The sequence below is a fragment of the Shinella sp. WSD5-1 genome (genome assembly GCF_963942435.1).
GTDB classification, from domain to species: domain Bacteria; phylum Pseudomonadota; class Alphaproteobacteria; order Rhizobiales; family Rhizobiaceae; genus Shinella; species Shinella yambaruensis.
Genome location: NZ_OZ012596.1, coordinates 3,437,373 through 3,449,374 on the forward strand (window position 1 = coordinate 3,437,373; position 12,002 = coordinate 3,449,374).

Annotated in this window: 14 protein-coding genes; 10 read left to right on the forward strand and 4 right to left on the reverse strand. The window is 66.5% G+C overall.

Annotated elements, in window-relative coordinates; translation table 11 throughout:
* Positions 1 to 6: 6 nt before the first annotated feature.
* From AABQ55_RS16890 to AABQ55_RS16910, 5 genes are all read left to right on the forward strand, one after another.
* Positions 7 to 1,029, forward strand: a complete 1,023-nt coding sequence (locus AABQ55_RS16890; protein ID WP_272805832.1) for an SIS domain-containing protein — start codon at positions 7 to 9, stop codon at positions 1,027 to 1,029.
* Complete coding sequence (gene nagA, locus AABQ55_RS16895) at positions 1,026 to 2,186, forward strand: N-acetylglucosamine-6-phosphate deacetylase (RefSeq protein WP_272805833.1); 1,161 nt, start codon at positions 1,026 to 1,028, stop codon at positions 2,184 to 2,186. Before AABQ55_RS16890 ends, nagA begins: the two co-directional genes overlap by 4 nt.
* A gap of 84 nt (positions 2,187 to 2,270) precedes the next feature.
* Positions 2,271 to 3,326 carry a dipeptidase gene (locus AABQ55_RS16900; RefSeq protein ID WP_272805834.1) on the forward strand — a complete coding sequence of 352 codons (1,056 nt, stop codon included), beginning with the start codon at positions 2,271 to 2,273 and terminating at the stop codon, positions 3,324 to 3,326.
* A 22-nt stretch (positions 3,327 to 3,348) separates the two neighbouring features.
* Entirely contained in the window at positions 3,349 to 4,095 is a 747-nt protein-coding gene (locus tag AABQ55_RS16905; protein ID WP_272805835.1) for a copper homeostasis protein CutC, read from the forward strand.
* Between the two features lie 92 nt (positions 4,096 to 4,187).
* Positions 4,188 to 4,694, forward strand: coding sequence for a CreA family protein (locus AABQ55_RS16910; RefSeq protein ID WP_443021100.1), 507 nt, complete (start codon positions 4,188 to 4,190; stop codon positions 4,692 to 4,694).
* A gap of 56 nt (positions 4,695 to 4,750) precedes the next feature.
* Here AABQ55_RS16910 and AABQ55_RS16915 read toward each other — a convergent pair whose 3' ends face one another.
* Complete coding sequence (locus AABQ55_RS16915; protein WP_244766759.1) at positions 4,751 to 5,113, reverse strand: hypothetical protein; 363 nt, start codon at positions 5,111 to 5,113, stop codon at positions 4,751 to 4,753.
* Positions 5,114 to 5,312: 199 nt separating this feature from the next.
* Entirely contained in the window at positions 5,313 to 5,777 is a 465-nt protein-coding gene (locus AABQ55_RS16920; RefSeq protein WP_023514279.1) for a chemotaxis protein CheW, read from the reverse strand.
* A gap of 267 nt (positions 5,778 to 6,044) precedes the next feature.
* On the opposite strand from AABQ55_RS16920, the gene AABQ55_RS16925 reads away from it, so the two are divergent.
* The 5 genes from AABQ55_RS16925 to AABQ55_RS16945 all read left to right on the forward strand — a co-directional run bounded on the left by AABQ55_RS16925 (position 6,045) and on the right by AABQ55_RS16945 (position 10,835).
* A complete protein-coding gene (locus AABQ55_RS16925) occupies positions 6,045 to 6,203 on the forward strand; it encodes a hypothetical protein (RefSeq protein WP_272805836.1) in 159 nt (52 codons plus the stop codon).
* 119 nt (positions 6,204 to 6,322) lie between these two features.
* On the forward strand, positions 6,323 to 6,922 hold the full coding sequence (locus AABQ55_RS16930; protein WP_272805837.1) for an SCO family protein: 600 nt from the start codon (positions 6,323 to 6,325) through the stop codon (positions 6,920 to 6,922).
* Between the two features lie 79 nt (positions 6,923 to 7,001).
* Positions 7,002 to 7,883, forward strand: a complete 882-nt coding sequence (locus AABQ55_RS16935; protein ID WP_272805838.1) for a 50S ribosomal protein L11 methyltransferase — start codon at positions 7,002 to 7,004, stop codon at positions 7,881 to 7,883.
* 428 nt (positions 7,884 to 8,311) lie between these two features.
* A complete protein-coding gene (locus AABQ55_RS16940; RefSeq protein ID WP_272805839.1) occupies positions 8,312 to 8,836 on the forward strand; it encodes a hypothetical protein in 525 nt (174 codons plus the stop codon).
* A gap of 163 nt (positions 8,837 to 8,999) precedes the next feature.
* Positions 9,000 to 10,835, forward strand: coding sequence for an aminopeptidase P family protein (locus AABQ55_RS16945; protein ID WP_272805840.1), 1,836 nt, complete (start codon positions 9,000 to 9,002; stop codon positions 10,833 to 10,835).
* Here the strand turns inward: AABQ55_RS16945 and AABQ55_RS16950 are convergent.
* Positions 10,825 to 11,136 carry an AzlD family protein gene (locus AABQ55_RS16950; RefSeq protein ID WP_244766765.1) on the reverse strand — a complete coding sequence of 104 codons (312 nt, stop codon included), beginning with the start codon at positions 11,134 to 11,136 and terminating at the stop codon, positions 10,825 to 10,827. The two genes, AABQ55_RS16945 and AABQ55_RS16950, sit on opposite strands and share 11 nt — an antisense overlap.
* A 2-nt stretch (positions 11,137 to 11,138) precedes the next feature.
* Complete coding sequence (locus AABQ55_RS16955; RefSeq protein ID WP_244766766.1) at positions 11,139 to 11,867, reverse strand: AzlC family ABC transporter permease; 729 nt, start codon at positions 11,865 to 11,867, stop codon at positions 11,139 to 11,141.
* Positions 11,868 to 12,002 lie beyond the last annotated feature (135 nt).

The window sequence follows — 12,002 nt, forward strand, 5'->3', positions numbered from 1 at the left end:
AATTCCATGCAGACCAACATGCGCAAAGAGATCAACGAAATCCCGGAAGCGGCGGCGCGGCTGCTCGAAAATTCCGCCAGCGCCGTCACGGCGGCCGGCAAGGCGCTCCGGGAGCGTGATCCGCAGTTCTTCGTCACCGTCGCCCGCGGCTCCTCCGATCATGCCGCGCTCTTCCTGAAATATGCGATCGAGCTCACCGCCGGCCGGCCCGTCGCCTCGCTCGGCCCGTCGCTCGCCTCCATCTACGGCGCGAAGCTGAAGCTCGGCGGCGCGGCCGCCATCGCCATCTCCCAGTCCGGCAAGAGCCCCGACATCGTCGCCATGGCCGACGGCGCGACCAAGGGCGGCGCGATCTCCATCGCGCTCACCAACACCCTGCCCTCGCCGCTGGCGGATGCCTGCGCGCACTCGCTCGACCTCTCCGCCGGCCCGGAACTTTCCGTCGCCGCGACGAAATCCTACGTCAACTCCATCGTCGCCGGCCTTGCCGTGCTCGCCGAATGGACGGGCGATTCCGACCTCGACCGCGCCGTGAAGACCCTGCCGGAACAGTTCGCGAAGGCCGTCGCGCTCGACTGGTCCGACCTTGCCGGCGACCTCAAGGATGCCCAGTCGCTCTACGTGCTCGGCCGCGGCCCGGGCCTTGCGATCGCCAGCGAGGCGGCGCTGAAGTTCAAGGAAACCTCCGGCATGCACGCCGAGGCCTATTCCTCCGCCGAAGTGCTGCACGGCCCGGTCGCCCTCGTCGGCCCGTCCTTCCCGGTCATCGCGCTTGCCGCACGCGACGCGGCGGAAGCCTCGGTCACCGGCATGGCCGACAGCCTCGCCGACCGCGGCGCCTATGCCTGCGTCACCGCCGCCGGCGCAAAAAGCGCGCGAAAGCTCCCCTTCGTCGCCACCGGCCATCCGATCACCGATGCGCTCGCCCTCATCGTGCCGTTCTACGGCTTCGTCGAGGCCTGGTCGCGCGGCAAGGGCCTCGATCCCGACAAGCCGGTCAACCTGAAGAAAGTGACGGAAACCCGATGACAGCGCTCACCGCCCTTACCGGCGCCCGCATTTTCGACGGCGATCTGTGGCACGAGGACAGCGCGCTGCTGATCGCGGACGGCAAGGTCGCGGCCATCGCGCCCCTTCGCGATGTGCCGGCCGACGCCCGCGCCGTGCCGATGGACGGGCTGTCGCTCGTTCCCGGCTTCATCGACCTGCAGGTCAATGGCGGCGGCGGCGTTCTGCTCAACGAGCGGCCGGACCTCGAAGGCATCCGCACGATCTGCGCCGCCCATGCCCGCTTCGGCACGACGGCCCTCCTGCCGACGCTGATCACCGACAATGTTCAGGTGACGACGGAAACCATCGCCGCCGGCCTTGCGGCGCAGCAGGCGAAGGTGCCGGGCTTCCTCGGCCTCCATCTCGAAGGCCCGCATCTTTCGGTCGCCCGCAAGGGCGCGCACGACCCGAACCTCATCCGCCCGATGGAAGACGACGACCTCGCCCGCACCGTCGCGGCGCGAAAGGGCCTCGATGCCCTCCTGATGACGCTGGCACCGGAAAACGCCACCAACGACCAGATCGCCGCGCTCCATGCGGCGGGCGTCACCGTCAGCCTCGGCCATTCGGATTGCAGCTACAGGACCGCCGCCGCCGCCGTCGAGGCCGGCGCCGGCATGATGACCCATCTCTTCAACGCCATGAGCCCGCTCGGCCACCGCGAGCCCGGCATGGTCGGCGCGGCGCTCGATCTCGGCCATCTCAATGCCGGCCTGATCGCCGACGGCTTCCATGTCGATCCGGCCTCCATCGGCGTGGCCCTGAGGGCCAAGCGCGGCCCCGGCCGGATCTTCCTCGTCACCGACGCAATGTCGACCATCGGCACCGACATGACGAGCTTCTTCCTCAACGGCCGCGAGATTTTTCGCGAAGGCGGGCGCCTGACGCTGGCCGACGGCACGCTCGCCGGCGCCGATATCGACATGGCCTCCTGCATCCGCTTCATGCGCGACCATGTCGGCCTCGACCTGGAGGAGGCGTTGCGCATGGCCTCGCTCTACCCGGCCGAGGCGATCGGCATGACCGGCCGCAAGGGCCGTCTCACCCACGGCCACGACGCCGACATCGCCGTCATCGACGGCAATATCGACGTCCTCTCCACCTGGATCGCCGGCACGCCGGTCTTCGCCGCCTGATGCCTCCGCTGCGGTTCTTGCGAGCCGCGGCGGAATCGGCTCTACCCCGTCGGATGATCTGACGTATCGATCCGGGAGCGCCCCATGCAATTGATCTTCGACGGCCACAACGACGTCCTGCTTCGCCTGTGGGAGAATGCCCGCAAGGACGCCGACCCGATCGCCGAATTCATCGACGGAACGGACCAGGGCCATATCGACGCCCCGCGCGCGAAGAAGGGCGGCCTTGCCGGCGGCTTCTGCGCCATGTTCATCCCGCCGGTGGAGGACTATCCGCCGCGCGAGGTCGACGAGAACGGCCACTACAACATCCCGATGGTCGGGCCGCGCGAGCATGCCGACGCACTGAAGATCGCGCTCGACATGGCCGACATCGCCGCCCGGCTGGAACAGGCCGGCGGCCTTTCGATCTGCCGCTCCACGGCGGCGATCCGCGCGGCCATGGATGCCGGCCGTTTTGCAGCCGTGCTCCATATCGAGGGCTGCGAGCCGATCGCCGAGGACCTGTCGAACCTCGAAAGCTTCCATGACAAAGGCCTGCGCTCGCTCGGCCCCGTCTGGAGCCGCCACAACCTGTTCGGCCATGGCGTGCCCTTCGCCTATCCCTCCTCGCCCGATACCGGCCCGGGCCTGACGGCGGCCGGCGTCGAACTGGTGAAGGCCTGCGACCGGCTCGGCATCATGATCGACCTCGCCCACATCACCGAACAGGGTTTTTGGGACGTGGCACGCGAAAGCACGCAGCCGCTCGTCGCCACCCATTCCAACGCCCACGCCCTGACGCCGATCTCGCGCAACCTCACCGACCGCCAGCTCGACGCGATCCGCGAGCGCAAGGGCATTGCCGGCCTCAACTACGCCACGACCATGCTGAGGGCCGACGGCCTCGAAAACCCCGAAACGCCGCTTTCCGACATGGTGCGCCACATCGACCACATGGTGGAGCGCATGGGCATCGACTGCGTGGCGCTCGGCTCGGATTTCGACGGCGCGACCATTCCCGGCGCGATCCACGACGCCGCCGGCAGCCAGGCGCTCGTCGAGGCGCTGCGCCAGGCCGGCTACAGCGAGGACGACCTCGCAAAGCTCTGCCGGGAAAACTGGCTGCGGCTCCTCAAGACCGTCTGGCGCGAAGCCTGACCAGAACAACCGGAAGGACATCATGGCCAAGCCCCTCATCGAACTCTGCGTCGAAGGCATCGACGGTTTCATCGCCGCCCAGGACGCCGGCGCCGACCGCGTGGAACTCTGCGCCAGCCTGGTGGAGGGCGGCCTGACGCCGAGCCTTGCGACGATCCGCGCCGCGGTGAAGGCGGCCAGGATCCCCGTCCATGTCATCATCCGCCCGCGCGGCGGCGACTTCCTCTATTCGCAGACGGAATTCGAGACGATGGTGGAGGACGTCATCGCCCTTAGGGACGAAGGCGTTTCCGGCGTCGTCATCGGCTGCCTGACGCCCGACGGCAGGATCGACGAGGCGCGCACGAAGCGGCTGGTCGAGGCCGCCCGGCCGATGTCCGTCACCTGCCACCGCGCCTTCGACATGACGGCCGATGCCGGCGAGGCGCTGGAGGCGCTCATCCGCTGCGGCGTCGACCGCGTGCTGACCTCCGGCCAGCGCGACACCGCGCTGGAGGGCCTTGCCATCCTCAAGGCCGCCAACGAACAGGCCGCCGGCCGCATCGTCATCATGGGCTGCGGCGCGCTCGATGCGGACAACATCCGAAAGGTCCGCGACGGCGCCAATCTCACCGAGCTGCACTTCGCCGCGCTGAAGACCGTGCCCAGCGGCATGGCCTTCCGCAACCCGCATGTCGGCATGGGCGGCACCGAGAAGGACCGGGAATACGAGGTGACGCTGACCAACGGGGACGCGGTGCGCGCCACCATCGCCGCGGCAAAATCGTGAGAACAAGTGCGGCAAAAGCGAAATTGCTTCAAGGGCCGGCTTGCAAGCGGGCCGCGCCTCCTTACGTTGAACACGGAACAAGGAGACCTGCCATGCCGCTGACGATTTCTGCCGCCCCCCGCCTCCGCACGGCCATCGCCGCCGGCCTGATGGCGCTTGCCGCCCTGCCCGCCGCTGCCGAGACGGTCGGCAAGGTCGGCGTCGACTGGATCGGCAACGACATCTACATCGACGCGGTGACCGATCCGGAGGTGTCCGGCGTCACCTGCCACGTCACCTATTTCGACCGCAGCGTCATCGACCGGCTGAAGAAGGGCAACTGGTTCGAGGACCCCTCGAACAACGCCATCTCCTGCCAGCAGACCGGTCCCATCACCATCGGCGACATCGATCTCGACCGCAGCGGCGAGGAGGTCTTCAAGTCCGGCCTGTCGCTGATCTGGAAGTCGCTGATCGTCACGCGCATCTACGACAGGAAGAACGACACGCTGATCTATCTCGCCCATTCGCGCGAACTGACGGAAGGATCGGCGAAGATGTCGATCTCCACCGTGCCGCTCTATGGCGAGACGGTCACCTGGACCAACGGCAAACCCTGAAAAAACGCCCCGGCACCTGAAGAGGTCCGGGGCGTTTCCATTGATGGGGCAGCGGTTTACTTGACGTAGACAACCTTGCCGCCATCACCCGATGTCTGGATCTCGATGACGTTCTGCAGCTGGACGTTCTTGGACGCCAGTGCTTCGGCAAGGCCCGGCTCGCCCTGAAGCTCGGCCTGGACCTTTTCCATCGTGATCGGGTCGTTGGCCTTGAGGCTCAGGCGCTCGGCTTCGCCGCGCTTGCTGTCGTCAGCCTCCAGCGAGGACAGCGTGACGACATTCACATTGTCCGCGCTGATCGAGCCCGTGGACATGCTGTCCGAGGTCATGGGCACCGTGGCATCCTGGGCATAGGCGATGCCCGCCGCCGGCGCGGCGACAAGAAGCGAAGCAAGGGCAATGGTAACGGTCTTCTTCATAAGAATTCTCCATGTTTTCTCTATGGGAAGCATGGAGGAAACGATGCGGGCTTCGCATGGTTCCTGATAAATCGCCGCGAAACCGCGCATTATTAAATGTTAATTTAGGATACTATACTGCAGATGGCGTCAAACGGCAGAAGGCACCCCGCCGCAAGCCGGCCGGGCGCCTGAAATCCGAAGGTTCCCGCCGCCGCGATCAGGCGGCCTGGGCGAGCTCGTCGGCGATGACGGTGTCGAGGTTGAGGAAGCAGACCATCGACTTCTCCAGCGCGACGATGCCGCGGCAGAAGGCGCGCTGGGCTTCCGGGATGATTTCCGGCGCCGGCTGGAGGGCTTCGCTCTTGATGGTCATCATGTCGGAAACCTGCTCGACGAGCAGGCCGACGAGCTTGCCGGCAATGTCCGTGACGATGATCGCCGAGCGCTCGGACGGCTCCGTCATCTTCATGCCGAGACGACAGGCCATGTCGATGACCGGGATCACCGCGCCGCGCAGGTTGATGAGCCCGAGCACATAGGGCGGCGTGTGCGGCATCGGCGTCACCGGCGCCCAGCCGCGGATTTCGCGGATGGCCATGATGTCGATGCAGAATTCCTGCTCCCCGAGATGGAAGGAGACGATTTCGAGATAGGCGCCGGACTGCTTCAGGGCGTTGGACATGGTGAGGCTCTTTCCAATCGACGATGGACTTGTTGGAATGCGCTGCACGCCGTCTCCGGCGCACGGCGGACATCATGTCCAGCGGGTCTGACCGGCCCTTTGCGCGTTGTCCGAAAGTGGCAAAGAGAGATTAAACAATGGCTAAGGAACGGCACCGGAAACTGGTATTTCAGCAACTTTTGATGAAATACCGGGCTCCGGAACACCTTCCGTTACGGCAGTCCGGGCCGTTTTGAAATCCCGCGGTTCCGGTCTATACTTGCCCCCATGGACAAGACCGCCCGCCGATACACCGCCCTGCCCGCCGCGCTCATCGTGCTCGGCCTCGGCGTGATGGCCGCCACCGCCGCCTTTGCCGGCTGGGTGGAGCATGGCACGGCGATCTTCCTCAGCCTTGCCGAATCCGGCATGGCTTGGTGCTTCTGATCACAATTCCGCGAGACGCCGATCCCGCTTCGCATTGCGGCAATTGGCCCGTTTGCGCGCGTCCGGCCGAAGGACTATGACACCGGCAGACCTCGGACCTTGCTTATCGAAGGACTGCCATGAAGACCCTGCGCCTCGTACTGTGGATCGCCGTCGCGCTCGTCGCGGCCCTGCTCGGCTGGCTGACGCTGGAAATGACCAGGACGAAGGAAGAGGTCGCGGGCGGCCCGTTCGGCGTGCCCTTCGAGCTCGTCGCGCAGGATGGCAAGCCGATCACCGAAAAGGCCTTCACCGGCAAGCCCACCGCCCTCTTCTTCGGCTTCACCCATTGCCCGGAAGTCTGCCCGACGACGCTGTTCGAGATGAACGGCTGGCTTACCAAGGTCGATCCCGACGGCTCGAAGCTGCAGGCCTATTTCGTCACCGTCGATCCCGAGCGCGACACGCCTGAGCTGATCGGCCAGTATGTCGGCAACGTCTCCAAGCGCATCACCGGCATTTCCGGCCCGGTGGACAAGGTGCTGGACATGGTCAAGGGCTACCGCGTCTACTATCGCAAGGTGCCGCTCGACGAAGAGAAGCCCGGCGGGGACTACACGATGGACCACACGGCCTCCGTCTTCCTGCTCGACGCGACCGGACGATTCGTCGGCACCATCGCCTACGGCGAGAACCCCGAGGTCGCCGAGCAGAAGCTCGCCAACCTGATCAAGGGATAAGGCTGCCGGCGGGCGATCCGCCTTTGCCCTCGGCTTTCGGACATGCTAGGCGGGCCTGAAACAACAGGGACCCCGAGCCGTGAGCGAAATCCGCCTCTACATCACCACGACCGAGAAGCGGGCCGAGATCGCCCTCTCGCTGATGACCGACGTCTTCGAGGACGAAGGCTATGCCATCGCGACGATGGAGATCGACGAGAAGAAGGACATCTGGGAAGCCTCCGTCTACATGTTCCGTAGGGACGAGGCGGAGATCCACGCGCGTTTCGCCGCGCTGCTTGCCGGCGAGTTTCCCGATGCGACGATCGAGCGCGAGGAGCTTCCCGACATCGACTGGATCGCCAAGTCGCTGGAGGGCCTGAAGCCCGTGCGCGCCGCCCGTTTCGTCGTTCATGGCTCGCATGATCGCGGCAAGGTGCGGGCCGGCGAGATCGCCATCGAGATCGACGCGGGCCAGGCCTTCGGCACCGGCCATCACGGCACGACGGCGGGCTGCCTGGAGGTGATCTCCGACGTGATGCGCGTGCGCAAGGTCAGGCGCGTGCTCGACCTTGGCACCGGCAGCGGCGTGCTGGCGATCGCCGCGCGCAAGCTTGCCCCGGTCACGGTGCTGGCGACGGATATCGATCCGGTCGCCACCCGCGTCGCGCGCGAGAACGTCCGCCTCAACGGCATCGCCTCCGGCATCACGCTGGAGACGGCGCCGGGCTTCCACTCCACCGCCTTCGGCCGCCACGGCCCCTTCGACCTCATCATCGCCAACATCCTCGCCCGGCCGCTGATGCGCATGGCGCCGCAGCTCGCCGCCCAGTTGGCGCCGCAGGGCGACGTCATCCTGTCCGGCATCCTCGCCTCGCAGCGCTGGAAGGTGCTTGCCGCCTATAACGGCGCGGGCCTGCGCCATGTGCGTACGATCTGGCGCGAAGGCTGGGTGACGATCCATCTCGACAATCGCCGGTAACGCACCGGCTTGAAGCGGGGTGGCAACATCCCGCTTCAACATCAGAGAATTGCAGGCAAAAGAAAAGGCGGTGCCAGAGGCACCGCCTATGGGCCGGCGAACCGACCTGCCCGCGAGCTTGAGGAGGAGGAGTGCTCAAGCGGGCCTATGTGTTCCGAGCGCCTTCCCGGAGGAGGGAGGAGGAGTGACCGGCAAGACGCCTGATCGGAACACCTAGTCTTTTGCCTTTCGGCAGTTCATTTTGCGATCCGAAGGACTGGAGGAACTTTCACTTCGTTTCGCTTGAAGCGCGTTTTGTTTCGCTTCGTTGGCGCCGCTTATACTGGATTCGAAAATTTGCGACAGGGCCTTTGGAACATGGGTGCCATGCACGGAATGCATAAGTCCAATTACAGACCTCTTCCCGATGCCGCAGGGTTTTCCTGAGCATGGCCGCCACCGTCATCCCGCTCATCGCGCTTGCGGTCATCGTCTTCGTGCTGTGGATCGCGATCCGCGCCAATATCGAAGCGCGCAAGATCCCCTACCGGGTCGAAAGCACCACCCGCACCGCGGCGGAGCGCCGCCGCATCGCCGAATCCCTGCGCGATGCCCTCAGCCGCAAGCCGCTCGGCGCGGCGCTGGCCGAACGGCTCTGGCGCAAGCTGACGAACGAGATGCCCGGCAACGGCGTGATCTACGACCATCACCGGGATTTCTGCGGCCAGGGCCTCATCCGCACCGAAGACGGCGTCATGCTGGCCGACGTGCAGGACGGCGGGGTCTATTTCGGCCCGCTCATCACGGAGTGGAAGACCGAGGAGGACTTCGTCGCCTTCCTCGCCCGCCAGTCGGATTTCTCGATGAGCGGCTGGGATGCCGGCGAACCCGCCTTCTTCACCGAGGACGACTGGTATCGCAACAACCAGCGCCTGACCCGCGCTGTGCTGGAGCGCTATCTCGCCCGCCTTTGACGCGGCCGGCCGATGGGCTAAAGCCCATCGCGATCTTCCAGATTCGCTCCTTGCGCTTTAGCTCTCTGGTTTTTCGCATGTCGTTGGCGCAAAACCGCTGCACACTTTTGCGCGACATGCTTTAGATTGCCGGCACGATTCATCGCCATACCGGAAGTCTTCCATGTTCCAGAGTTTCGACGTCACCTCCACGCCCCAGTTCGGCCGCGAACGCGCCGAGGCGCTGCGCGCCACCTTCGATGCGCTCGGCATCGACGGCTTCCTCGTGCCGCGCGCCGACGAATACCAGGGCGAATACGTGCCGGCCTCGGCCGAGCGCCTTTCCTGGCTGACGGGCTTCACCGGCTCGGCCGGCGTGGCGCTCGTCATGCGTGGTGCGGCCGTGGTCTTCGTCGACGGCCGCTATGTCACGCAGCTCGCCGAGCAGGTGGACGGCAGCGTCTTCACCGGCGGCGACCTCGTCGGCGAACCGCCGCATCTCTGGCTGCAGAACCATGCCCCGAAGGGCTTCCGCCTCGGCATCGACCCGTGGCTGCACACCGGCGCGGAGGTGCGCCGGCTGGAAAAGGCGCTTGCCGGCCTTGGCGGCGCCCTCGTCTTCCTGCCCCACAACCCGCTCGACAAGGCCTGGACCGACCGTCCGGGCGAACCGCTCGGCCGCGTGACGATCCAGGCGATCGACCAGGCCGGGGAACTGGCCAGGGACAAGCTCGCCAAGATGGCGGAGGCGACCGCCGGGGCCGGCGCCGATGCCCTCGCCGTCACCGATCCCTCCTCCATCGCCTGGATCTTCAACATCCGCGGCAGCGACGTGCCGCACACGCCGCATCCGCTGGCCCGCGCCATCATTCCGGCAGAGGGTCGCCCGCAGCTCTTCCTCGACAAGCGCAAGACCGGCATCGAGCCCGAGGCCTATCTCACCCAGCTCGCCGACCTCGTGCCGCCCTCGCAGTTCGACGAGCGCATCGCGGCGCTCGCCGCCGAGGGCAAGCGCATCCTGATCGATCCCGACCAGGCCCCCTTCGCGCTTGCCGAGATCGTGCGCCGCAAGGGCGGCACGCTGGTCGAGGCCGCCGACCCGGCCCGCCTGCCCCGCGCCTGCAAGAACGCCGTGGAGCTGCAGGGTTCCGCGCGCGCCCACCTTCAGGACGGCGCGGCCATGGCGGAATTCCTCGCCTGGCTCGACGGGACGACGCCCGGCACGCAGACCGAGATGGCCGTCACGAAGAAGCTGGAGGCCGTGCGCGCCAGCGTCGGCGAGCGCCACCAGAACCCGCTGAAGGACGTGTCCTTCGACACGATTGCCGGCGCCGGCGCCCATGCCGCCATCATGCACTATCGCGTCACCACCGCGTCGGACACCGTCATCGAGCCCGGCACGCTCTTCCTCATCGATTCCGGCGCGCAATACATCAACGGCACGACGGACATCACCCGCACGGTGGCGATCGGCGCGGTGCCGGACGAGCAGAAGCGCTTCTTCACCCTGGTGCTGAAGGGCATGATCGCGATCAGCACCGCGCGCTTCCCGAAGGGCACGCGCGGCTGCGACCTTGATCCGCTCGCCCGCATCGCGCTGTGGAAGGCCGGCGCCGACTTCGCCCATGGCACCGGCCACGGCGTCGGCTCCTATCTTTCGGTGCACGAGGGCCCGCAGCGCATCTCGCGGCTTTCGACGCAGGAGCTGCTTGCCGGCATGATCCTGTCCAACGAGCCCGGCTACTATCGCCCCGGCGCCTTCGGCATCCGCATCGAGAACCTGATCCACGTCCTGCCGGCGGCCCCGGTCGAAGGCGGCGACATGGACATGCTCGGCTTCGAGACGCTGACCTTCTGCCCGATCGACCGCCGGCTCGTCGTGCCCGCGCTGATGACGGACGAGGAGCTCGCCTGGCTCAACGCCTACCACGCGGATGTGCGCGAGAAGATCACGCCGCTGCTGGCGGACGACGCGACGAAGCGCTGGCTGGAAAAGGCGACGGCGCCGGTCAGCCGATGACCTGACGCAGGACCATCACGACGACCCAGCCGATGGCCAGCACCGGCAGCAGCGAAAGACGCAGGCCAACGAGGAGGGCGACCGCCATCGTCAGGCTGACATCCAGCCCGCCCGTCACGGCTGCCGGCGCCACGAGCGTGGTGAGCACGGCGGCCGGAACGGCGTTCAGCGCCGCTTCGGCGCGCGGCGGGATGCGCTTCATGCGCGTGATGAAGACATAGCCGCCGACACGCGTGAGATAGGTCGCGATCGCGCCGGCAGCGATGATCAGCAGCGTCTGCATATGGAACAGCGTATCCATGCTCACGCCTCCCCTTCCACGACATCGCCGACCGCGGCCTCATCGCCGTCGAGCGGCATGAGCGCGGCAACGAGGATGCCGGCCAGCGCACCCAGGCTGACATGCCATGGCGAACCGACGAAATGCAGCGCCAGGATCGAGCCCGCCGAGGAGGCCAGCACCACCGGAAGCCAGTTCGCCCGGCTGCGGAAGCCGAGCACGAGGCCCATGAAGTAGATCGGCAGCAGCACGTCGATGCCGATCGCCTTGGGATCGCTGATCAGGTTGCCGAGCAGGCCGCCGACGACCGTCAGGCAGAGCCAGGGCACATAGACGCTGAGGCCGAGCACCAGGGACCAGATATAGCTGACGCGGATGCCCGCATCGGCGCGGCGTTCGGTTTCGGCGAACTGCGGATCGGTGAGGAAGAACAGCGACGTCGCCTTCTGCCAGAAGGTGAGGTGCCGGATATGGGCGGCGATCGCCGCCGAATAGAGCACATGCCGGAAATTCACGGCGAAGATCGACAGCACCACCAGCCAGGGCGCGACATTGTGATCGAAGAGCTCGACGCCGACGAGCTGGCTGGCGCCGGCATAGAGCGTCGCGCTCATCAGCGCCGCCTCCGCGATCGTCAGGCCGTTGTCGATGGCGACGGCGCCGAACAGGACGGCAAACGGCGCCGCGGCGATCGCCACGGCGCTGCCACGCCGGAAGGCATCGCGGATTTCATCTTTCGTGGCGGGGGTCATGGGTCTGCTCTATCTCGGGATCGTACAGCCATAGAGCAGCAAGGGTCCACCTGCAAACCAATATGGCTGATGCATCGTTCAGCGCCGTTGATCGATCAGCGTCGAATTTCGCCTGATGCTGATGGATGTAGCCCC

Excerpts from the sequence above, each read along its gene's own strand:
- AABQ55_RS16930 (WP_272805837.1), top strand. The coding sequence starts at position 6,323 with ATGAAGACCCTGCGCCTCGTACTGTGGATCGCCGTCGCGCTCGTCGCG.
- AABQ55_RS16915 (WP_244766759.1), bottom strand. The coding sequence starts at position 5,113 with ATGAAGAAGACCGTTACCATTGCCCTTGCTTCGCTTCTTGTCGCCGCG.
- AABQ55_RS16925 (WP_272805836.1), top strand. The coding sequence starts at position 6,045 with ATGGACAAGACCGCCCGCCGATACACCGCCCTGCCCGCCGCGCTCATC.
- AABQ55_RS16900 (WP_272805834.1), top strand. The coding sequence starts at position 2,271 with ATGCAATTGATCTTCGACGGCCACAACGACGTCCTGCTTCGCCTGTGG.
- AABQ55_RS16950 (WP_244766765.1), bottom strand. The coding sequence starts at position 11,136 with ATGGATACGCTGTTCCATATGCAGACGCTGCTGATCATCGCTGCCGGC.
- AABQ55_RS16940 (WP_272805839.1), top strand. The coding sequence starts at position 8,312 with ATGGCCGCCACCGTCATCCCGCTCATCGCGCTTGCGGTCATCGTCTTC.
- nagA (WP_272805833.1), top strand. The coding sequence starts at position 1,026 with ATGACAGCGCTCACCGCCCTTACCGGCGCCCGCATTTTCGACGGCGAT.
- AABQ55_RS16910 (WP_443021100.1), top strand. The coding sequence starts at position 4,188 with ATGCCGCTGACGATTTCTGCCGCCCCCCGCCTCCGCACGGCCATCGCC.
- AABQ55_RS16920 (WP_023514279.1), bottom strand. The coding sequence starts at position 5,777 with ATGTCCAACGCCCTGAAGCAGTCCGGCGCCTATCTCGAAATCGTCTCC.
- AABQ55_RS16955 (WP_244766766.1), bottom strand. The coding sequence starts at position 11,867 with ATGACCCCCGCCACGAAAGATGAAATCCGCGATGCCTTCCGGCGTGGC.
- AABQ55_RS16905 (WP_272805835.1), top strand. The coding sequence starts at position 3,349 with ATGGCCAAGCCCCTCATCGAACTCTGCGTCGAAGGCATCGACGGTTTC.
- AABQ55_RS16945 (WP_272805840.1), top strand. The coding sequence starts at position 9,000 with ATGTTCCAGAGTTTCGACGTCACCTCCACGCCCCAGTTCGGCCGCGAA.
- AABQ55_RS16890 (WP_272805832.1), top strand. The coding sequence starts at position 7 with ATGCAGACCAACATGCGCAAAGAGATCAACGAAATCCCGGAAGCGGCG.